This window comes from Niastella vici, from assembly GCF_002077945.1.
Taxonomy (GTDB): Bacteria; Bacteroidota; Bacteroidia; order Chitinophagales; family Chitinophagaceae; genus Niastella; species Niastella vici.
The window spans coordinates 519,613-540,795 of the sequence record NZ_LVYD01000124.1; the positions used below are offsets into that span (position 1 = coordinate 519,613).

At 44.6% G+C, this 21,183-nt stretch carries 20 protein-coding genes; 15 read left to right on the forward strand and 5 right to left on the reverse strand.

Annotated features, from left to right (window positions below; genetic code table 11):
• Positions 1-477: 477 nt before the first annotated feature.
• The 6 genes from modA to ygiD all read left to right on the forward strand — a co-directional run bounded on the left by modA (position 478) and on the right by ygiD (position 5,122).
• Positions 478-1,233, forward strand: a complete 756-nt coding sequence (gene modA / locus A3860_RS39680; RefSeq protein ID WP_081156137.1) for a molybdate ABC transporter substrate-binding protein — start codon at positions 478-480, stop codon at positions 1,231-1,233.
• Positions 1,230-1,904, forward strand: a complete 675-nt coding sequence (gene modB, locus A3860_RS39685) for a molybdate ABC transporter permease subunit (RefSeq protein WP_081156138.1) — start codon at positions 1,230-1,232, stop codon at positions 1,902-1,904. Before modA ends, modB begins: the two co-directional genes overlap by 4 nt.
• Before the next feature lie 23 nt (positions 1,905-1,927).
• Complete coding sequence (locus tag A3860_RS39690; protein WP_081156139.1) at positions 1,928-2,767, forward strand: ABC transporter ATP-binding protein; 840 nt, start codon at positions 1,928-1,930, stop codon at positions 2,765-2,767.
• An 89-nt stretch (positions 2,768-2,856) separates the two neighbouring features.
• A complete protein-coding gene (locus A3860_RS39695) occupies positions 2,857-3,438 on the forward strand; it encodes a Crp/Fnr family transcriptional regulator (protein WP_081156280.1) in 582 nt (193 codons plus the stop codon).
• Between the two features lie 118 nt (positions 3,439-3,556).
• Positions 3,557-4,228: an NADPH-dependent F420 reductase gene (locus tag A3860_RS39700; RefSeq protein ID WP_262497361.1), complete on the forward strand. Its 672-nt coding sequence runs from the start codon at positions 3,557-3,559 to the stop codon at positions 4,226-4,228.
• 60 nt (positions 4,229-4,288) lie between these two features.
• Positions 4,289-5,122, forward strand: coding sequence for a 4,5-DOPA-extradiol-dioxygenase (gene ygiD / locus A3860_RS39705; protein WP_081156141.1), 834 nt, complete (start codon positions 4,289-4,291; stop codon positions 5,120-5,122).
• A gap of 75 nt (positions 5,123-5,197) precedes the next feature.
• On the opposite strand, the gene A3860_RS39710 is transcribed toward ygiD, so the two are convergent.
• From A3860_RS39710 to A3860_RS39720, 3 genes are all read right to left on the reverse strand, one after another.
• Positions 5,198-6,013, reverse strand: coding sequence for a universal stress protein (locus tag A3860_RS39710; protein WP_081156142.1), 816 nt, complete (start codon positions 6,011-6,013; stop codon positions 5,198-5,200).
• A 162-nt stretch (positions 6,014-6,175) separates the two neighbouring features.
• A complete protein-coding gene (locus A3860_RS39715; protein WP_081156143.1) occupies positions 6,176-6,817 on the reverse strand; it encodes a response regulator in 642 nt (213 codons plus the stop codon).
• On the reverse strand, positions 6,798-8,798 hold the full coding sequence (locus A3860_RS39720; protein ID WP_143774487.1) for a tetratricopeptide repeat-containing sensor histidine kinase: 2,001 nt from the start codon (positions 8,796-8,798) through the stop codon (positions 6,798-6,800). The genes A3860_RS39715 and A3860_RS39720 overlap by 20 nt, the downstream gene beginning before the upstream one ends.
• Positions 8,799-8,967: 169 nt before the next feature.
• On the opposite strand from A3860_RS39720, the gene A3860_RS39725 reads away from it, so the two are divergent.
• The gene (locus tag A3860_RS39725) at positions 8,968-9,930 is read left to right on the forward strand and encodes a TolB family protein (RefSeq protein ID WP_081156145.1); all 963 of its coding nucleotides are present in this window, start codon (positions 8,968-8,970) and stop codon (positions 9,928-9,930) included.
• A gap of 162 nt (positions 9,931-10,092) precedes the next feature.
• Here A3860_RS39725 and A3860_RS39730 read toward each other — a convergent pair whose 3' ends face one another.
• Together A3860_RS39730 and A3860_RS39735 are read right to left on the reverse strand one after the other, a co-directional pair.
• The gene (locus A3860_RS39730) at positions 10,093-11,049 is read right to left on the reverse strand and encodes a S41 family peptidase (RefSeq protein ID WP_081156146.1); all 957 of its coding nucleotides are present in this window, start codon (positions 11,047-11,049) and stop codon (positions 10,093-10,095) included.
• A 102-nt stretch (positions 11,050-11,151) separates the two neighbouring features.
• Positions 11,152-12,108: a nucleoside hydrolase gene (locus A3860_RS39735; protein ID WP_216823621.1), complete on the reverse strand. Its 957-nt coding sequence runs from the start codon at positions 12,106-12,108 to the stop codon at positions 11,152-11,154.
• Positions 12,109-12,398: 290 nt separating this feature from the next.
• Here A3860_RS39735 and A3860_RS39740 point away from each other — a divergent pair, with 290 nt between their 5' ends.
• The 8 genes from A3860_RS39740 to A3860_RS39775 all read left to right on the forward strand — a co-directional run bounded on the left by A3860_RS39740 (position 12,399) and on the right by A3860_RS39775 (position 21,118).
• Positions 12,399-13,721, forward strand: coding sequence for a Fic family protein (locus tag A3860_RS39740; protein WP_081156148.1), 1,323 nt, complete (start codon positions 12,399-12,401; stop codon positions 13,719-13,721).
• Positions 13,722-13,744: 23 nt separating this feature from the next.
• The gene (locus A3860_RS39745) at positions 13,745-14,482 is read left to right on the forward strand and encodes a DUF434 domain-containing protein (RefSeq protein WP_081156149.1); all 738 of its coding nucleotides are present in this window, start codon (positions 13,745-13,747) and stop codon (positions 14,480-14,482) included.
• A gap of 364 nt (positions 14,483-14,846) precedes the next feature.
• Positions 14,847-15,746, forward strand: coding sequence for an AraC family transcriptional regulator (locus tag A3860_RS39750; protein WP_081156150.1), 900 nt, complete (start codon positions 14,847-14,849; stop codon positions 15,744-15,746).
• A gap of 258 nt (positions 15,747-16,004) precedes the next feature.
• Positions 16,005-17,216 carry a serine palmitoyltransferase gene (gene spt, locus A3860_RS39755; protein ID WP_081156151.1) on the forward strand — a complete coding sequence of 404 codons (1,212 nt, stop codon included), beginning with the start codon at positions 16,005-16,007 and terminating at the stop codon, positions 17,214-17,216.
• Positions 17,213-18,334: a GNAT family N-acetyltransferase gene (locus tag A3860_RS39760; protein ID WP_081156152.1), complete on the forward strand. Its 1,122-nt coding sequence runs from the start codon at positions 17,213-17,215 to the stop codon at positions 18,332-18,334. Before spt ends, A3860_RS39760 begins: the two co-directional genes overlap by 4 nt.
• Complete coding sequence (locus A3860_RS39765) at positions 18,331-19,320, forward strand: NAD-dependent epimerase/dehydratase family protein (protein WP_081156153.1); 990 nt, start codon at positions 18,331-18,333, stop codon at positions 19,318-19,320. Before A3860_RS39760 ends, A3860_RS39765 begins: the two co-directional genes overlap by 4 nt.
• A gap of 23 nt (positions 19,321-19,343) precedes the next feature.
• Positions 19,344-20,669: an inositol-3-phosphate synthase gene (locus tag A3860_RS39770; protein ID WP_081156154.1), complete on the forward strand. Its 1,326-nt coding sequence runs from the start codon at positions 19,344-19,346 to the stop codon at positions 20,667-20,669.
• Entirely contained in the window at positions 20,666-21,118 is a 453-nt protein-coding gene (locus tag A3860_RS39775; RefSeq protein ID WP_081156155.1) for a phosphatidylglycerophosphatase A family protein, read from the forward strand. Before A3860_RS39770 ends, A3860_RS39775 begins: the two co-directional genes overlap by 4 nt.
• Positions 21,119-21,183 lie beyond the last annotated feature (65 nt).

The following is a 21,183-nucleotide window of genomic DNA, read 5'->3' on the forward strand; positions in this document are numbered from 1 at the left end:
TCATACAACATTAAGGAGTACTACCTATTTAATAAACAGTTTGCCGGCCATAATAGAAAATAACAAAACTTAATATTACTATTACATATATCATCCAATAGCCTCTGCAAAAAGATCCAGCTCAATACCTGTGGAATATTTAACCCTAAATCGCCTTAAATATGACACCAGTTGTTACCTGCAATTGCCACAGGCATTTGCGGATATCCTTTTTTTTACTGCTCTGGATGTTTTCTTATGTTCAAATGATAGATCAGTTACGGCTCGATCTGTCTACACTCAAATGCAATACAAACACCAGTAATACAACCACTCATTAAAAGCGATTCCATGAAAAAATTTATCCGATCATCGATCCGTTTTTTCAGGTTCCGGGTAAAATATAAAGCGCTTAGAAGCATTATTACTACGGTTTAATAAAGGGCACAATTGTTTAGCGCCAAATAGCTAACTTCGTCAGTAAATTGGGAGTAGTTGATGAAAAAATTATATTTCTCCATTTTACTGGCGGTCGTTACGCTGCAATTAGCTGCCCAAACAAAATTAACGGTTGCCGTTGCTGCCAATATGCAGTACACCATGCAGGAGCTGAAGGCGGAATTTAACAAAACCGACAAAACGACAATCGATGTGGTAGTGGGCGCATCTGGCAAACTCACGCAACAGATACAACATGGGGCCCCCTTCGATATTTTTATATCCGCCGATAAAGAATATCCTCAAAAACTGGCCGATAATCATTTAACGCTCGAGCCGCCTAAAGTATATGCACAGGGCCTGCTGGTTTTATGGAGTGTAAAGCCAGCCATTCAACCGGCAAAGGACCTGAAACTTTTATTGGGATCAACTATAAAAAGCATAGCCATTGCCAATCCCCAAACGGCGCCTTATGGCAGTGCTGCGGAGTTTATTTTAAAGAAATACGCACTGTATGATAAAGTATCCGCCAAACTGGTAACCGGTGAAAGCATTTCGCAAACAAGTCAGTTCATTGCCACCCAAAACGCCGACATTGGCTTTACCGCAAAATCGGTCGTTATATCAACTGAAATGAAAGGCAAAGGCAAATGGGTGGAATTAAATGCCAGTGACTACCCCCCTATTGAACAATCGGCAGTGTTGTTAAAACATGCAAAGCAAAGCAATGAGGCAGCAGCCAGAAAATTTTATAACTTCCTCTATTCTACAAAGGCAAAAGCCATTTATAACAAATTTGGGTATATTGTAAAATGATAGAGTTAGCACCCTTGTGGCTTACATTAAAGCTGGCCCTGAGCACTACGCTCATTTTATTCATAATAGCAGTTCCGCTGGCGAACTGGCTAACCGGCGATAAAAACATTTTCAAAGTAATTGTTCAGGCCATCGTTAGTATGCCACTGGTTTTGCCACCTACCGTCATCGGGTTTTATTTATTGCTTGCATTCAGTCCGGGCAATGCTTTTGGCAAGTGGTTGGAAGAATGGTTTAACATACGGCTGGTATTCTCATTCTCCGGTTTACTGATAGCATCGGTCATTTACAGTCTTCCCTTTATGGTACATCCCATTCACTCGGGCCTTTCTTCCTTATCGCCAAGTTTAAAGGAAGCGTCGTATTCTTTGGGAAAAACCAAATGGCAAACGCTGATGAAAGTATTACTGCCAAATATCAAACCTTCCTTACTCACAGCCATCGTATTGACGTTTGCACATACCGTTGGCGAGTTTGGCGTGGTGTTGATGATCGGTGGTAATATGCCCGGCAAAACCCGTACGGCCTCCATTGCTATTTATGATGAAGTTGATGCATATCATTATTACAATGCAAATGTGTATGCAGGGATCTTGCTGGCCTTGTCATTTGTCATTTTATTGATACTTTATACATTTAACCGCAAAATGCAGCAGGCTAAATTTTATTAACCGGGAAAACCCAGCAATGCGTTATGATCAGTTTCTCTTTGCAAAAAACGTTACATACCGCCGAAGGCGAAATGCAATTACAGGTAAACGCCCAGGTTGAAAAAGGAAAATTCGTCAGCCTGTATGGGGCTTCGGGCGCCGGCAAAACTTCTATCTTGCGTATGCTGGCCGGCTTTATGAAGCCCGACAACGGTTTTATAAATGTAAACAATGCCGTTTGGTATGATGCTTCCCGTGAGCGGGACCTTGCACCGCAGCAAAGAAAGATCGGCTTTGTATTCCAGGATTATGCCTTGTTTCCCAATATGAATGTGCGGGAGAACATTTTGTTTGCACTTGACAAAAACGAGCCCCGGAATATTGTAGATGAATTACTGGAAGTTACCGGGTTAACCAATCTCGCCACCAGAAAAATACAGACACTCTCCGGCGGGCAACAGCAACGGGTGGCGCTGGCCAGGGCCATTGCAAAAAAGCCCCCGATCCTGTTATTAGACGAACCTTTGTCGGCCATTGATAACCTGATGCGGGAACAACTGCAGGACACATTAAAAGAAATACACCAACGCTATGCATTAACCACCATTCTGGTAAGCCATAACCCCCGGGAGATCATCAAACTTTCTGATATTGTTATCCATCTTGAGCAGGGCCGGTTCCGGCAACAAACAACGCCTGCCCTTTTTTTCCAGAACGGCGGGGAGGCCTCAAAAATAACGGGGAACATAATCTCCATTGATAAAAACGGCCATGCGGTTGTTTTAATTGAAAACCGGCTGGTAAGCCTGCCCGTTGCCGAAGAAAGACCTGCTGTTAATGATAAGGTGGAAATTAGCTGTGGCGATCTGAAAAAATTAAGCTAGTGAGCTCCCCGTTCACATTTTGAGCGCCATAAATTCATCTGGTCCGGCTTTTTATAGTTACTTTGCTGTTATCTTATTTATTTACAGTCATGTACGATCTGTTCTTCCGCAAATTCAATGAAAGAGTGGCCCTTACTTCTGAGGAAGAAATGCTCATAAAACAATTGCTTACGCCCAAAAAGCTGCGTAAAAAGCAATACCTGCTGCAGGAAGGCGACACCGGCAAAAGCATTTGCTTTGTTGAAAAAGGGGCGCTCAGAGCTTATGTGCTCGATGAAAAAGGCAATGAATACATCACTGCTTTTGCCTTCGAAGGCTATACGATCGGCGATCTCTACAGTTTTATGAATGCGGCGCCAGCCACCCTGAACATCGATGCCCTCGAAGATTGCGAGCTGGTATTGCTCAGCAAGAGCGCCCATGAAGAACTGTTGCAAAAATTGCCGAAATACGAAACGTATATCCGCCTGTTGCTGACCGATGCCTACATCATGCTTCAAAGACGAATGACCAACATGATCAGCCTGCCGATCGAAGAACGGTACATCGCCTTTTCAGAAATGTATCCCACCATCTTTCAACGGGTGCCCCAACATATGATCGCTTCTTTTATGGGCCTGTCGCCCGAAACATTAAGCCGGGTGCGCACCCGGATCAGCAATAAAAAATAACCCGCCGAAAAACGTTGACAAAAATCAATGCTTTTACCTGACCAAAAGCAATGGTATTTCTTGTCCGGAAGCATTGGAGCGAGGCCTGTCGTAATAGTAGTTTTGTGTCATCAAAAAGATCGCCACTATGAGTGCAAAACAAACTATAGCAATAATAGGCGCAACTGGCAATATGGGTGCCGCCATCGCCAGATCGCTTTCAAAAGGAAAGAACCGGTTACTGCTTTTTTCCCATAATCAGGACAAGAGCCAACAGCTGGCGCACGATATAAAAAACAGCCATACTTCAGCGGATGTAGAGTCCATTGAATGCAAGGTGAACGCCTCCTGGGAAGCCGACATCATTATACTGGCCGTTCCTTATGGGGCGGAAAAAGAAATTGCCGCGCAGATCAGGGATGTTGCCAACCAAAAGATCGTGATCAGTATTGCGAACCCATTGAATGAAACGTATAAGAAAATGGTTACCCCAACCGATACCAGCGCTGCGGAAGAATTGCAGAAACTGTTACCCAATTCAAAAGTGGTAAAAGCTTTCAATACCATTTTTGCAGCCGATTTCGCAAATCCGGTCATTGATGGAAAACAGGTTGATTCATTTATTGCAGGCAATGATGCAGAAGCTGTGGACACCGTAACAGAACTGGTAAAGACAGCCGGTTTTAACGCAATAGTAGCAGGTGAATTACCGGCGAGCAGAACATTGGAGCATATGATGTTGTTATTGATCCAGCTAACCATGAAGCACAATTACAACTGGCTGGCCGGTTGGAAGATCTTACATAATTAGAAAGCAACCCGAATGGAAAGAAAAAATTTCATACAATCAATTATAAAAGGAGCAATAGGTATGACTACATTATCAGCATTCAGGAGTTTTACCGATGGTTTACCCGAACAGGGGCAGTTAATGCCTGTATTGTTTGTTGGCCATGGTTCGCCGATGAATGGAATTGAAGATACGGAATTCAGCCGCCGGTGGACGCAGCTTGCAAAAGAGATCCCTACCCCCGCAGCCGTGTTAGTGGTATCGGCGCACTGGTTTACCAAAGGCACAAAGATCACCGCCATGGATTTCCCCCAAACCATCCATGACTTTGGTGGTTTTCCCAAAGAATTGTTCGAAGTGCAATACCCCGCGCCGGGCAATCCGGCATTGGCAAAGGAAACAGCCGAACTGCTTCACTCGGCCCATGTTGAACTGGACCATGACTGGGGTTTAGACCACGGTACCTGGACCATCGTGCGGCATATGTACCCCGATGCCAAAATTCCCGTTCTGCAGTTGAGCATCGATTATACCAAAGGAGCACAATACCATTATGACCTCGCCAAGGAACTGTATTCCCTGCGAAAAAAAGGCGTATTGATCATTGGCAGTGGCAATATGGTACACAACCTGAGAATGGTGGCCTGGGATAAATTGAATGATCCCGAATATGGTTTTGACTGGGCAATAAATATCAACAACAAATTCAAATCGCTGATCCAGGATGGCAACCACAAACCCCTTATCAATTACAGCGAATTAGGAAAAGAGGCCCTGTTGGCCATTCCTACACCGGAGCACTATTTGCCATTGATATATACATTAGGCGTTAAAGACGCTAATGACAACATAAGCTTTTTTAATGACAAGGCAGTTGGTGGTTCGTTGACCATGACGTCGGTTAAACTGGGTTAATGGAAACTACAAAGGCCCCGACTACTACGTTAGGGCCTTCTTTCTATTACCTAAAAAAACAACGACAAAAATTTATCAGGAAGGTAATGACAGCAGCGGCACGTTGTTGCCCGAAGCCATCATCCTGGTTTTGCTCCGGTGCACTATTGAATCCCAGAAACCATATTTATACGGCGCCATAATGAGCAGGTCGGCACCGGCTTCGTTTATTTCATCCTGTATTGCGTTTATGACCTTGCGGCTTAAGATGTTCTTATAATAATAATTAATGCCGGACAGGGATTTGTCAATAGCAACATGTTCTGCTTCTTCTATCTGCAGCAATTCTTCAATTTTATCATTTACATACAGCACTTCCACCGTTGCGCCGAATGCCGTTGCTATTTCATGTATGTTTTCCAGCACCTTGTCCTCTACCCCTTTTTCCATATCACAGGCAAACAATATTTTGTGAATGCCCTGGTATTTTGTTGTAATGGGAATAGCGAGTATGGGAAATTGCAGCTTGTGAATAGTAGCTGTGGTAGTGTTGCCCAACAGATCCTGTTCAACAGATCTGTTAGCCATACCCATGACCACCGCAGCAGCTTCAAATTGATTGATGCAGGCGACCAGGCTTTCGTAAAAATTACCTGAGGCCAAAAAAGGGGTCACTTTTACGTTATACTTTTTGCTGAGCGCCTGGGCTGCTTTGTTTACATTGTCGTGGTATATTTCCAGCATTTCGTCAATGGCGCTGCCGCTTACCCGGGCATTTAAAACATGAATGGAAATTTCGCTGTAATTAAAAAGGATCAGTTCGTGGCCTTGTTCTTTTGCCACTGCTGCAGCAAAATCAGCTGCATTTTCAGCTTCGGCCGAATAATCAGTGGCGATGATTATTTTCTTCATATAACCAGGGGATTAATTCTCTTCAATAACGTGATACAATTGTAATTTGTTTGCGCACTATGAAACTTTTTAAAGTTTCCTGTGTTTCTGGTCAAAAGTACAATTGATACAAGCGGTGCAAGCTGATCACGCTCATATCGGCGAATGATCCTGATCTCTTGATTATATCAACCCCGTTTCCCTGGCCCGGTTAATGAGGGTAACAATATTGTTCACCTGAAATTTGTGCAGCAGCGTGGCACGGTGTGTTTTAACGGTGAGCGGACTAATAAACAATGCTTCCGCAATAGCGGCCGACTTTTGTCCTTCGGCCAGCAACTGCAAAATTTGTTTTTCTCTCTTGGTAAGCTCCGGCACCGGCTGTAAAGTGTTAAGGTCAGGTTGCTGCAAGATCTCCTTCACTTCCAGGCTCATTACTGTTTTGCCTTCGAGCACGGTGTTCAATGCATCCAACAATTCTTTGGCCGACAAATTTTTAAGCAAATAGCCTTTGGCCCCATTGCTGAACATTTGTGAAATAATGCTTCGTTCATTCAGGTTGCTAAGCGCAACAATGATGATCTCCGGATACAACTCATCTATTTCTCTGCAAAAATGAACGCCATTGCCATCGGGCAGGGTGATATCAAGCAATACTATATCTACCCGCTGCTGTTGCAGAAAGGTCATAAACCCCTGGCCGGTAGTAAAACACCCGGCAATTTCATACAACGGGTTATTCTCCAGCAACGACCTGAATCCCTGGATCACAATGGGATGATCATCTACAATGGCAATACTGATCTTATGATTGTTGGGCAACATGTAGCTCGATATTTATAATGGTTCCTTCGGGTGATGATTCAATAGTCAGATTGCCGTTGAAATAGTCTACCCGGTTACGGATATTTTTCAGTCCGATCCCCTGCGAATGATGCCGGCTGGCATCAAAGCCTTTGCCATTGTCCTCCACGGTAATGAAAAAGCTATCTTCTTCCTGACTGCATTGCAAAAGAAGAACGGAGGCGTTGGCATGCTTCACCGCATTGCTGATGATCTCCTGGATCATTCTATAGATCATGGTTTGCGTGGAAAGCGGCAATGCCGGATCGATATTATACGCATTGTATACCAAACGCAGCTGTGGGCTCATTACAGAGCTGCACAGATCTTTAAGCGCATCGGACAACCCCAGCGTGAGCAGCGATTCGGGCATCATATTGCGCGAGATCCAGCGCAATTCACTAACAGCAGCATCCAATTGGCCGGTTACCTGTTGCAGAGATAATTCCTGCGCTGCGCTTTCGGCCGGAATGCGCGACAGCCCCAGCTTGATGGCAGCCAGGCTGCACCCCAATCCATCGTGCAGGTCGCGCGCCAGGCGCCTGCGCTCCTGCTCCTGCCCTTCCATGAGCGCCGAATAATTCGATAATTGCTTTTCTTTTTCTATTTTTTCCAGTTCATTCCGGTGCTCTCCTTCCCGCTTTGCGGCCAGTTTCTTACGGTGCTGCAATTGCATAATGGCGAGAATGGCAACAAGGCTCAACACGGCAATCACGGCCAGCAACAATAGCAGCTGGTATTTCCGGTCCCGGGCACTGATCTTTTTTTCATGTTCCAGATCCCCTATCTGTTTTTCTTTCTCAGCCGTTCTGAAACGGGCTTCCAGCGCAGCCATTTCGGTTTTTGTTTGCTTTTCATAGATGGAGTCTGATAATTCGGCATACTGCATCAACCAGCAATAAGCGCTTTCAGCATTCCCGGTTTGTTTTTCAGTTTCTGCCATATCGAGCAGCATTTGCCTTCTATCCCGGGAAAGCGGAAAGCTTTCTTCCAGACTTAATCCCTGCAGCAAGACATTTTTAGCTGCCGCATAATTCTTTTCTGCCTTGTATACACTGAACTGCTCATACAACAAAGTGCGTTTCTCGAATACATCGTTCATTTGCCCGGCCAGCGCCAGTCCCCGTTCAAGGCTTTGATGCGCCTGCGTATAGGCGTTGGTGTACCGGTAATAAGAGCCCTCCACCGAATAATACAACGGCCAGAAATAAGAATCAGGATTCGGCTCCAGGATCTTTTTTGCTTTTTTCAAAAAAGGAAGCGCCTGTTCGGGCCTGCCATCCAGTATGGTTGCCCGGGCACTCAATACGTACGCATCGGCCACGTCAGCATATACGCTGTTGCCTGCTTCCATAATGACAATAGCGCGGGAGAAATATTGAAGGGCCCGTTGATTCTCGCCCATATTCAACAGCACCAACCCTATATTATGATAATTCAAAGCCATTCTGGTACTATCGCCGGCCTGTTGTGCCAATGGCAATGCTTTATTGATCAGAATATCGAGGTACGCACGCGCATTATCATGCCGTTGTTCAATGGCCCCATAATTATTCCAGGCCCTTGCCCGGTAGATCAGCGCTTCTTTTTGCGGGAACGGGCGTAATAATTTTTCTGCATACAAATACTCCTGCTGACTGCGGTTGGCATCAAACTCGAAGTACACGCCGGCTAAATAGAAATGTGCAATGGCAAACAGGTAGGCATCCTGTTTGCTCAGGCTGATGCTTTTCCGCGCATAGCCAAGGGCTCTGCCAGTATCCCGGGTACTGTAATAATCAGAAAGCCCAAAAAGCGCCTCCAGTTTATCTTTCAGCGTATTTGATTGTTCGAATACCCGTTGCAGGCTGTCGGGAAATTTGCGGTCATCTACCACATGTTGTGCCGCTGCCCGTACGCTCATGCACAGCAGCAACAGACAATACCCAATTACCCTGATCCTGTTTGTTGATAATTTGTTCAATAGACAAATATTTGAATCACATTCTAAAAATAGGGAGAAAACGAATGATGGCAGGCATCTTACAACCTCAACCATTAAAATTACTCCTTTGGGAGTATTGTCTTGCGATGCCGCCCGGCGGATTTTTGTAGAAGCAATTCTCTATTTCAACCATTAATCATTTAATAACATGAAAAGGCATTTATGCTGGCTGGCCCTGGTATTGATATTTTCAGGCTGTACCAAAAATGAGAAAACAGCTGATAATAACGGAACAACCCCAGGCGGCGCAGGTACCGGCGGCACGCAACTGGGTTCAGGCATTCTTTATTACAGCTGGGCTACGGAAGGCGAGCTGAAAATAGATCTGAAAACAGGGGTAAAAGGACAGTTTATGCAGTATGATACCCGTCGCAATGGCTGGGATGTAAGCCAGGATAATACCCTGGTGTTAGAATCAAGAGACGATCCGGACGATTATGATGCGGAGATCTACACGATCATAAATATTAAGGATAATACCGTTGTATCGAAATTCAAAAAAAATACCGGTTATGCCAATCACACCAGTCCAAGATTGTCTTACGATAAAAAACTGATCCTGGCAATGCCTACAGACGATGATGGCATTATGGTACTGGATTTACAGGGAAATATCCTTTTCAATCTTATGTCGTTCCAGGGACAGCCATTGAAAGGCCGGGTGGTATGGATGCCCGACAATACGCTGCTGTTCAACCAGGGAAACAGTTTGTACCGCACCAACAAGGAATTCACAAAGGCTACACTGGTAAAGACGCTCAATTTCGCCGATTGGGGGCAATTCAATGTTAGTCCCGATGGAAGCAAAATAGCATTGAATGGCGGCAACCACTTATGGATGATGAATGCTGATGGCAGCAACCTCACACAGATCACCGAAAGCAATGCCATTGAAGTGTGGCCCATATTCTCGCCCGATTCAAAATACCTGCTGATCGGGTACGATTACACGATAACCAACCAATGGGGACGATACTGGCATATGGCCATTATTCCTGCAGACTTCAATAAATATAATTTAGATAAAGGGGCCGACAAACGGGTGATCCCCATTATAGCAAAAGGCGAAACAACCGCTGAAGCTTCCGATGGCGTTACGATCTGGCGTTAGCAATTTCCGATCCCAAATTCCAATATACCCAATAGCATCTGCCAGCTGGCGGATGCTACTTTATTTTTTTGCGTACCCTATGGAAATTTCTATCTTCAATACATGATCCTTGTCTTATATTCAATTTTCTCAAATATTCAATTGCCTATACCGAATAAGTGATTATTTATCTGGATCCGCTTTCGCCCATTTTTTTGCCATTTCCAGGGTATCATCGGCAGTGATTGTATCGTCTTTTACTAATACATTGGGAATAATTTTATCCTTATACACCTTCTTTTTTCTGTCAGCAGCATAAGATGTGGCCAATTGCAAGATTGTTCCATTAGAAAGAGTAAATGTAAAATTAGCTGTTGTGTAACCCGCAGAAGGCTGGCCGAAAGTTTTTACATTCGGTAAGCCGAGAAACGAGATAGCTGTCATTTCACCGCTACTTGCTGTAAAAGAATCAATGAGCACAGCTATGGGCGATGCCAGCTTTTTTATCTTGTAGAACTTTCCCGTCCCCATCATGCCCCGCCCGTACGAGTACCATTTTAATTTTTTCTTTTTTGAAGATACCCAATAACCTGCTACGCCATCCTTTATCAAGGCATTCAAACCGGCCAGCATAGGCCACATATTGCCTCCTGTATTGCCTCTCAGGTCTACGATCCACGCAGTGATATCGTTCTCCAAATCCAGTTTTTTTATGAGTTGCTGAATGGTATCTCTGTAAGCATTATTCATTTGTTCGTTAAAAGACATGAATGCAGGGATTTTAATGTATCCTGTATGTTCATCAAAAAGCTGTGCATGGACCGGTTTTGGCTGAACTGAACCGGTGTTTAATTTTTCTACTCCCGGTTTATCAATAAAGAAACTATGCTTATCGCCGTTTGTCCTTAACGTTTTTACAATATAATTTAATACCGGTTTGCAACTATCAATAGTAGTTATATTCATGGAAAGATCAGTTACGTCCTTCTCGTATTTGGCCCAGTCAATTTGCCTGGCTACAATACTATTATTTTTTATGATACTGGTTATTTCGGTTATATATTTAGTAACCGCGGCGCTTTGAGAAAATGCGCCCAGATGCCACCAACAAAGTAGGATTGTTACGGTATATTTATTCATTCAATATGTTCATTTTAGATTTACCTGAATAAAGAGCGTTTCATATAATAAAACTCACTATTAAGACTAACCCAAACCTAGTAAAAAAATATAAGATTGCGCTCATTTACCCAAATGCAGAAATGCCATCTTCGCATAGAAATCTTCCAGCATCAACCGGATGTCGAGATCGGTATAAACCCTGATATTGCGTCCTTCATGGTTAGTCATGTACTGCCCGGCATCATTGATCTTCGGCGCCTGAACAATTACATATTTGCAGGAGGAAGGATCAGCTTCCCAACCAGACTGTAACGCGGTTAATAGTACCAGTGGGCTATCGCCCAGCACATAAGCCTCTCCTAATGTGCGGTTCGATTGTATCAGGATCCTTTCAATTCTTTCTACCAGTAATTTTCCGGTTTCTCCTTTGTCCCCCACCCTATGCAACAATTCATAATAGGAAACCAGGGCCTGCCGGTATGCATTGCGGGGCACCTGCCAAAATGAAATGTTCGATATATTGAAAATAACCTGTCCGGCTTTGACATCTATACCCAGATTATATTCTATGTTTTGATAATGGGGCGGCGGTATCGCCAACCCACCATACTCCGGACCACCAATCCAGATCAGTTTTATTTTTTCTGCAATCTTCGGTTCCATTAAGTAGGCGCTGGCAATATTGGTAAGCCCAGCACCACAAACTACATACAGTGGCATTTTGGTATCATCGCGCATTGCTTCACGCACTATTGCATTGGCCCCTTCTGACGAAACAGGGGTTTTTAAATCGGTCAATCCAGTCTCAGCTCCATTGTATACGGGCGGCGCATCTTTTAATCCCAATGTTTTTAATACTTCCTTCGCCTGTTCACAAGCATAAGCGGCTGTGCCAGGTGAATTATAAAAACCGCCTTTATAAAGATGTGATCCAATAATTGCCTTTACTTCAACCGATGGAGATAAAACCTGATGCACCAATTGAAACAATCCATCCGGATCACCGCCAAAATCATTGTCAATGATCACCCTTGCCCGCGGCGCCACTGCATTTTTTACAGCGACACTATTATCCAATTGTGCATTTGAAATAAATTGTGAAAAGCAGATACCCAGAAGTAATGTAAGTCGGGATGCCAAATTCGTAGCATTTCGGCGGCCTGATCTCATTTTTTGACAAGAAAGATACCTAAATAATGCTTCGAACCCAAATATACCCCGGCTGGGCCGATGAGGAAAACAGCCGGAAACAATACTGATAATCAAACAAATACGCCAACCATGTATTATTTACACCCATTCAAATGGATAGCTTTTATCAATTAAACTCCTAAAAACTCCTAATTTCGTAAAAATTAGGAGTTTCTATGAAGGTTCCGCAAAGACCTCCTTATACCGGTAAATTTGATTACAGAGAAATCCTGGATGATCTTGTTGAAAAAGGCAAATTTCAAGCCTTTCATGATCTCATTCAGAACGAGTATTATTATTGGGATAAGTGGAAATACATTGCGCAGGACTGGAAATATGACAGCAAAAAGTTGTGGTATGCAGTAAAAGCAAACCGTCTTTCGCATAACGTATTAAAGCCATTTGGAACTGACGGGTTATCTTTTGAAATAAGAGTACCTGCTATCATACAGCAATATTTACACGAATTTGATCTGAATTTGGTGGGTCCATTACAGCGTGATAATATAATTCCATCACAGGAAAGAGACCGGTACTTAATCAGTTCGTTGATGGAGGAAGCAATTGCCTCCAGCCAACTGGAAGGAGCGGCCACTTCCAGGAAAGTGGCAAAAGAAATGTTGGAAAATAACCGGAAGCCGCAAAATCATTCCGAACAAATGATCCTGAATAATTACCTGGCAATGAAATGGATCGTTGAACATGCCCAGGAAAATTTAACCCTATCAAACCTCCGGCAATTACACCGCATTCTTACAGAGAAAACATTGTCTAATGAAAGTGAATCAGGCGCTTTCCGTCAGGACAACGAAATTAAAGTGGTGGATACACAAACAGGTGATATCTTACATTCGCCTCCCTCCTTTGAGCAATTGGATACACTCATGGAGCGGTTTTGCCATTTTGCCAACGATAAGGATAAAACTCCTTTTTTTATCCATCCAATCTATAAAGCCATCATTTTACATTTCCTGATAGGCTACATTCACCCATTCGTAGACGGGAACGGAAGAACTGCACGCACGATCTTTTACTGGCACCTTCTTAAAAAGGACTACTGGCTGATTGAATACCTGTCTGTTTCACGGATCATATTGTCTTCAAAATCGCAGTATGCAAAAGCTTATTTACACACTGAATTTGACAGCAATGACCTTACTTATTTTGCGATCTATAATTTACATTGCATACACCGGGCATTGGACGACCTGAAAAAATACATAGAGAGAAAAAGATCAGAAAAACACCAGGTGATCGCTATGCTGCGGAATACAGCTTTCAATGACCGACAGATAGCCATCATCCAGGATATTATTCAGGATGGCACATCCGTATTTAGTGTTCAACAAATGGAGAACCGGTTTAATGTAAGTAATCAAACTGCAAGAAATGACCTTAATGAACTCGTAGAAAAGAAGATCTTACAAACCCGCAAGAGCGGACATAAGATCCAATTCCTTGCGGCTAAAGACTATTTGAAGCAATTGGGGGTAAAATGAATTAAAAAATAGGTTTATCAAAAATGAATGAACCACGGAACACCAAAGAAAATACTATAACTGATAATTTATTGTTCGGTCAGCAACAGGAACAGCACAAAATATTGCAGGCGCTGCAAGATATGTATTACCTGCTCAACAGGAACTATCCGCTCAAAGCATCCCTGGCACTGGCAGGCAACAGGTATCAACTGGTTAAACGCCAACTCCAGGCGTTACAGGGAATGGCTTGTTCTGAAGAGGAGATCAGGAAACGAAAAGTAAAAGAGCTGCAACCTGCTGCAATGAAGAATCAAACCATCTTCCTCGATGGCTTTAATATCCTGATCCTGGTGGAAACAGCATTATCTGGTGGTTTTGTATTTGAAGGCCTGGATGGTTGTTACCGCGATATTTCCTCGGTTCATGGTAATTACAGAACAGTAGCAAATACCGAAGAGGCGTTGCTCATTATAGGAACAACGCTTCAACAATTGCAATTGCATAAAGTGATCTGGGTATTTGATGCGCCTGTAAGCAACAGCGGTAAACTAAAAGCCACCTGCTATGAAATAGCCGGTAAACACCATTTTCCCTGGGAGATCAGGCTGGAAAATGATCCTGATAAATATTTAATCGACAATAACGGGTTAATATGCAGTGCTGATGCAGGGGTGCTTAATGAATGTAAGTCCTGGTTCAACCTGGGCGCATTGATCATCAACAATTCGCCGGGCATAAAACTTCTTCGGTTAAGTGAACTGAACCTCCCTTACAGGTAAGTTACCCCCCTTTTCCCCCACCCCAAAAAGGTGAAAACCTCCTTTAATTACCCCGATTTCCCCTGCCCTTCCGCGGAAGCAAATTATACTTTAGCAATTATAAAAATCATATTATGAAAAACACAATCCCCCGGGATTCGTTGACCTATATTATAGGCAGCGACAAACTCATAGAAACTCCGGAAACGAAGAAAGGAAACCAATGTACCCTCCTTTCCGAAAAAAAACTTTTTTACCAAATTCGTCGAACAATCAATCAATCTCCCATGTTACTTCCTGGTTAATTAAAACCAGACTCTTCTTCCCTATTAAATTTGGAAGCGGAAACAGGTGATCTATTACTGCTATGATAAAAAAATAGTCTATGAAGACTACTACTGTATACCTGCCTACCATGACTATGAAGGACATGAATGAATTTAACGATCATTCCTGGCACATGGACGGCCTGCGGGTATTGTTTAGCAAACCGGAACGTAAAAAAGAAATCCTTCACTACCCATTCAGGTCCGATTCGTACTGGATTGCGCTGGTCATGCATGGCTCGCTCACAATCCAATTGAATGGTGAAGAGCAGGTAGTGCATGAGAACAGCATCCTGATCATTCCGCCGCACGTAGTGCGCCAGTTTGATGATACACACGCTAACTGTAAAGCAGCCTGTGTGGCATTTACGCCCGACTTTATGCTCGATACCGGCCTTTCACAAAGGCACATCGATCTGTTCGAATACCTGTTCAATAGCCGCAGTACACATATCAGGCTGACGCCCGAAGACACTGCCCGGTTCCTGAATGTGATCACCCTGTTGCGCGAAAAAAATTTCTCCCAGGAACACCATCCCTTTGCCGCCGAGGTTATCCGTCACTTCTTTAATGTATTCCAGTTTGAGCTGGCCGGTCTTTACCACAAATATTCAAATCAGAAAAAGACGGTACATGATCACAAAGAGGAGATCTTATGGCGGTTCCTTGCCTTACTATCGAAACACGTTAAAACCGAACGCAACCTGTTATTTTATGCCAACAGATTGTATGTAACCCCCAAATACCTTACGCAAACAGTAAAGAAGCTCACCGGTAAAACAGCCGGCAAATATATTGATGACCTCGTGATCGTGGAAGCCAAGAATTTACTGCGCGATCCCTCATTGACCATTGCACAGGTAGCAGATCTGCTTTACTTCAGCGACCAGTTCTTCTTCAGCAAATTTTTTAAACGCTATACCGGAATTACGCCTTCTGACTATAGAAAAAGCGTTTAAGTAGAATTTTATACATCCCTTTTAGACATACCCATGCAGGCGCATACACAAACATTATGCATGGATCTTGCAATCGTTATATTGACGCAATACAAGCGTGAACAGGCTTTTGTTCACCGAAGGAAAATTTATTTTTTAAATAATGCAGGTTGGGAATTTTAGACATATCCCGGAGACTTTCTGACATTGTTGTTGTGTGACGCTCTTTTCAACTTTGCATACGAAGATTGGATTCTATAAAGATTGGAAAGTTATTTAATGCGACATATACTACAGCAAAAAATTTCATTGTTTAAAGACGCGGACCTGATCAGAGCGCAAGATGTATATCCTTATTTCCGCGTAATTGAATCAGGACAGGAAACTGAAGTAATACTCAATGGGAAGCGAGTGTTAATGTTTGGTTCCAACTCCTATCTCGGTCTTACAAATCATCCAAAGATTGCAGCAGCAGCCAGTGCAGCTATTGAAAAATATGGCAGCGGTTGTGCAGGGTCAAGGTTTTTAAATGGAACGCTTGACCTGCATGTTGAACTGGAACAGAGGCTGGCCGCTTATACCGGCAAGGAAGATGCTGTTCTTTTCAGTACAGGTTTTCAGGCCAACCTCGGCGTGCTCTCTGCCCTGTCGGGCCGTGCCGATGTGCTGTTGCTCGATGAGTACGACCATGCCTCTATTATAGATGGCAGCAGGTTATCATTTTCCCGGGTCATCAAGTATCGCCATAACGATATGCAGGACCTTGAGCATCGCCTGCAGTTGCTTCCTGCAAATGCATTCAAACTCATTGTTACGGACGGCATTTTCAGTATGGAAGGCGATATCGCCCGCCTGCCTGAGATCACAGCGCTTGCAGAAAAGTATGGCGCTGCCGTAATGGTCGATGATGCACATGCCCTGGGTGTCATTGGTGCAAACGGCGCCGGCACTGCTTCGCACTTCAACCTCACCAGTGAAACCGACCTGATCATGGGCACTTTCAGCAAATCGCTTGCTTCACTGGGCGGCTTTGTGGCCGGCGACAGCGGAGTAATCGATTACCTGAAGCACAAAGCCAGGTCGCTGATCTTCAGCGCCAGCATGACGCCCGCTTCCACTGCCAGTGTAATAGCGGCCCTGGATATTATTGAACAGGAGCCGCAACGCATACACAAACTGTGGGATAACACCAACTATATGATGGGGTTGTTGCAGGAACAGGGCTTCCATACCGGCGACACCGAAAGTCCTATCATTCCCGTACGCATCGGCGACAATCATAAAACATTTTTGTTTACCAAGGCATTGCAGGACAAAGGCGTTTTTGTAAACCCCGTGGTATCGCCCGCAGTTCCTTCAGAATCATCGCTGATAAGGCTTTCGCTGATGGCCACGCATTCTTTCAGTCAGATCGAAGAAGCGGTGGAAAAAATGAAAGAAACAGCCCTGATGCTGGGCATTGAACTGAAACTGAAAAAAGAAAGCGCATGACCGGTATAGTAACCGCCAATACAAAGAAGCAATTAAAGGCTTTCATTGATTTCCCGCATGACCTGTATGAGGGAGACAGCAATTATGTACCTGAACTTTTTATTGCCCAGCGCGATCTGCTGACCCCGGGCAAGCATCCTTTTCATGAACATTCGAAGGTGCAGTTATTCCTTTATTATAAGGACAATGTCATTCGTGGAAGGATCGCTGCCATCCTGAATAATAATCACAACCGTTTTAATAATACGACCGATGGTTTCTTTGGTTTTTTCGAATGCATCAATGATCTGCACGTAGCTGATAGTTTGTTCAGCGCAGCAGAACAATGGCTGTTGGAACAAGGCGCCACTACCATCATTGGCCCGGTGAACCCCACCACCAACGATCCCTGCGGTATGCTCATCGATGGGTTCGATAAACCACCGCTTGCCATGATGACGTATAATAAACCTTATTATACTTCTTTGATGGAAGCCATGAGCCTTAAGAAAAAAGTAGACCTGCTGGCCTGGGATATTAGCAAGGAAGAAGTTGGCGACCGGCCGTTGTTGCTGGAAGAACGATTGCTAAGCAGGCTTCGCCAGAAGAATATTACTATCAGGCCCGTAAGCAAGAAAGACCTTGAGAATGAAGCCAAAAATGTACGCGAAGTATACAATGCCGCCTGGGATAAGAACATGGGATTTGTTCCTATGACCGATAAGGAGTTCAATTACCTGGCAAAAGACCTGAAGATGGTGCTGGATGAACAGTTTTGCCTCATCGCTGAACACAACGGCAAACAGATAGGTTTTGCCCTGGCCATTCCCGACATTAACCAGATCCTGATCAAAGTGCGGCGGGGAAGATTATTGCCCACCGGCATCTTCAAGCTGTTGTTCAATATGAAAAAGATCAACAGCATCCGGGTGCTGGCCCTGGGAGTGAATAAAGAATACAGAAAGCTGGGTATTGAAGCCTGCTTTTATGCCGCTATTATCAGGCGGGTAGGCGCACGCAAAATGCAGCGGGCAGAAGCATCCTGGATACTGGAGCACAATGAAATGATGAATAAAGGTATTGAAAGCATTAACGGAAAGGTATACAAGCGGTACCGCATTTATGAAAAACCGTTATGAGAGAAAAGGTATTGATAACCGGCGCCAGCGGCTTTATAGGCTTCCATTTAATTGAAGCGGCGCTGCGCAAAAGGCTCGATGTGTATGCAGCGGTGAGGCCAGGCAGTGATATCGATCACCTCGAAGATTATGATATCCGGTTTTGCGAACTGGATTACAGCAATGAGGAACTGCTGGCGAAACAGTTGGCCGACGCCGGTATTACTTATATCGTTCATGCCGCCGGCGCTACACGGGCAGGTTCACAGCAATTGTACGACAGGGTCAATGCCGATTATGCTTTTACCCTGGCCAGCGCTGCCGTAAAAGGCCTCGGCACCCGTTTGAGAAAATTTGTATTTGTAAGCAGCCTGGCTGCTGTAGGGCCGCTGAATGACCGCAATGCGTTGATCACGGAAGATACCACACCGGCCCCGGTAACCGCTTACGGCAGAAGCAAGCTGCTGGCCGAGCAAAAATTAAAAGCGCTGCCATCGCTTCCGTTAGTGGTACTACGGCCCACGGCGGTGTATGGTCCACGTGAGCGGGATATTTTTATTATGCTGCGTTCCATTCATCGCGGTATAGAACCATATATCGGCCGGGTTCAACAACAGTTAAGCTTCGTGTATGTGAAAGACTTCGCAGCGGTGGCCATTAATTCGTTGTTCACCGGTCTGTTGCACAGGACGTTCAATATTTCTGATGGCGAGGGCTATGGCCAGTATGAGCTCGCCGGTCTTTCCAAACAAATACTGAACAAAAAAACAATACGATTTCACTTGCCATACCCATTGGTCAAAGGGCTTGCCTTTGCCCTGGAAAAAACGAGCCCGCGCGGAAAAACGCCGGTGTTGAACAGGGAGAAGCTGGCTGAATTAACAGCGGTCAACTGGCAATGCAGTATTGAAAACGCAAAAACGCATTTGGGTTATTCACCGCAGTATTACCTGAAGCAGGGACTTTGGGAAACATTACAATGGTACCGTTTAAACAAGTGGTTATAATTATATAAGAAAAATTAAGGTTTATGAAAGAACAAATGTTGCCGGCAGAAGGAAAATTAGGTATCCTGCTTCCTGGCCTGGGCGCTGTAGCCTCTACTATGATCGCAGGAGTTATTGCCAGCAGGAAGGGATTGTCTAAACCAATTGGATCGCTTACACAAACCGGTCATATTGAGCTGGGCGAAGGAAAAGGCGACCGTTATCCGCTTATTAAGGATTTTGTGCCCCTGGCATCACTCGACGAGGTGGTTTTTGGTGGTTGGGATATTTATGAAGATAACGTATACCAGGCAGCCAGCCATGCGCGGGTACTTGACCAGCATTTGCTGAATGCCATCAGGCCCGAGCTGGAAACTATAAAGCCCATGAAGGCGGTGTTCGACAGAGATTATGTGAAGAACCTGGATGGTACATTCATTAAGCAATCTGCTACCAAATGGGAGGCGGCCCAGGAACTGATCAGGGATATTGAAACGTTCAAAAAAGAAAACAATGTAAGCCGCGTAGTGATCGTATGGACCGGTTCTACCGAGAAGTACCTCGAGCAATCGGCCGTACATGAAACCATCGCTTCTTTTGAAGCAGGGTTAAAAAATAATGATGCAGCTATTGCCCCCAGTATGGTGTATGCATATGCAGCAGTGAGCATTGGCGTTCCTTTTATCAATGGCGCCCCTAACCTTACGACCGATATTCCCGCCATTGTGCAACTGGCCCGTAAAACAAAGACGCCTATTGGCGGCAAGGATTTTAAAACCGGGCAAACGCTGATGAAAACGATCGTAGCGCCCGGCCTGGCGGCCCGCTCACTGGGTGTGAACGGCTGGTTCAGCACCAACATCCTCGGTAACCGCGATGGCCTTGTGCTCGATGATGAAGAGAACTTTAAAACGAAGGAAGTTTCAAAACTGGGCGTACTGGAAGATATTCTGCGTCCCGACCTGCACCCCGATCTGTATGGCGAATTGTATCACAAGATCCGCATTAATTATTATCCGCCACATGGAGATAATAAGGAGAGCTGGGACAATATCGACATCTTCGGCTGGCTCAATTACCCCATGCAGATCAAGATCAATTTCCTTTGCCGCGACTCTATTCTGGCAGCGCCCATTGTATTGGACCTGGCGCTTTTTGCCGACCTGGCCCAACGTGCAGGCATGTACGGTGTACAGGACTGGTTGTCGTTCTATTTGAAATCACCCCAAACGCAAGCCGGAGAACCTGCAGAGAATGATATATTCAAACAACTGAATACGCTGAAGCAAACCTTGCTTGGGATGATGCAGGAACAAACACCGCAGGCGCCGGCCGTAAACCGGGCCAAAGCAACGGAAGCAATTATATGAGAGCGATTGCCAGCTTCATAGCGACTGCAGGCGGTATTGGCTTTCTCGTGAAGGGTGGAGGCACAGCCGCCGCAGTTGTTCTTTGCATAGCCTGGTATTTTTTTCCCATGGGGTATGCCACCCAGGCATTGTTGCTGGCAGTGATACTGGCAGCCGGAACCTGGAGCGCCACTAAAATGGAAACCGTATGGGAACACGACAGCAACAGGATTGTAATAGATGAAGTGGCAGGAATGATGATAACCCTCGCCTTTTTACCCAATAAGGGCGTGTATATTATTACAGGCTGTATGCTGTTCCGCTTTTTTGATATAGTAAAACCATTGGGTATTCGCCGGGCAGAATTATTGCCGCGCGGCATGGGTGTAATGGCCGATGATGTACTGGCAGGTATTTATGCCCATTTGATCTTATGGCTATGGGCGGGTATTTCTGATTTAGGGATTTAGAGATTTTGAGATTTGCTTTTGCTAAGCAGCTCAATAGATTGCGAATTCCCTAAATCTCAAAATCC

Bases quoted from the DNA above. Each gene is read 5' to 3' on its own strand.
- A3860_RS39770 (WP_081156154.1), top strand. From the start codon at position 19,344: ATGAAAGAACAAATGTTGCCGGCAGAAGGAAAATTAGGTATCCTGCTT.
- A3860_RS39730 (WP_081156146.1), bottom strand. From the start codon at position 11,049: ATGAATAAATATACCGTAACAATCCTACTTTGTTGGTGGCATCTGGGC.
- A3860_RS39695 (WP_081156280.1), top strand. From the start codon at position 2,857: ATGTACGATCTGTTCTTCCGCAAATTCAATGAAAGAGTGGCCCTTACT.
- A3860_RS39690 (WP_081156139.1), top strand. From the start codon at position 1,928: ATGATCAGTTTCTCTTTGCAAAAAACGTTACATACCGCCGAAGGCGAA.
- A3860_RS39745 (WP_081156149.1), top strand. From the start codon at position 13,745: ATGAATGAACCACGGAACACCAAAGAAAATACTATAACTGATAATTTA.
- A3860_RS39765 (WP_081156153.1), top strand. From the start codon at position 18,331: ATGAGAGAAAAGGTATTGATAACCGGCGCCAGCGGCTTTATAGGCTTC.
- A3860_RS39710 (WP_081156142.1), bottom strand. From the start codon at position 6,013: ATGAAGAAAATAATCATCGCCACTGATTATTCGGCCGAAGCTGAAAAT.
- ygiD (WP_081156141.1), top strand. From the start codon at position 4,289: ATGACTACATTATCAGCATTCAGGAGTTTTACCGATGGTTTACCCGAA.
- A3860_RS39750 (WP_081156150.1), top strand. From the start codon at position 14,847: ATGAAGACTACTACTGTATACCTGCCTACCATGACTATGAAGGACATG.
- A3860_RS39740 (WP_081156148.1), top strand. From the start codon at position 12,399: ATGAAGGTTCCGCAAAGACCTCCTTATACCGGTAAATTTGATTACAGA.
- modA (WP_081156137.1), top strand. From the start codon at position 478: ATGAAAAAATTATATTTCTCCATTTTACTGGCGGTCGTTACGCTGCAA.
- A3860_RS39725 (WP_081156145.1), top strand. From the start codon at position 8,968: ATGAAAAGGCATTTATGCTGGCTGGCCCTGGTATTGATATTTTCAGGC.
- spt (WP_081156151.1), top strand. From the start codon at position 16,005: ATGCGACATATACTACAGCAAAAAATTTCATTGTTTAAAGACGCGGAC.
- A3860_RS39775 (WP_081156155.1), top strand. From the start codon at position 20,666: ATGAGAGCGATTGCCAGCTTCATAGCGACTGCAGGCGGTATTGGCTTT.
- A3860_RS39715 (WP_081156143.1), bottom strand. From the start codon at position 6,817: ATGTTGCCCAACAATCATAAGATCAGTATTGCCATTGTAGATGATCAT.
- modB (WP_081156138.1), top strand. From the start codon at position 1,230: ATGATAGAGTTAGCACCCTTGTGGCTTACATTAAAGCTGGCCCTGAGC.
- A3860_RS39760 (WP_081156152.1), top strand. From the start codon at position 17,213: ATGACCGGTATAGTAACCGCCAATACAAAGAAGCAATTAAAGGCTTTC.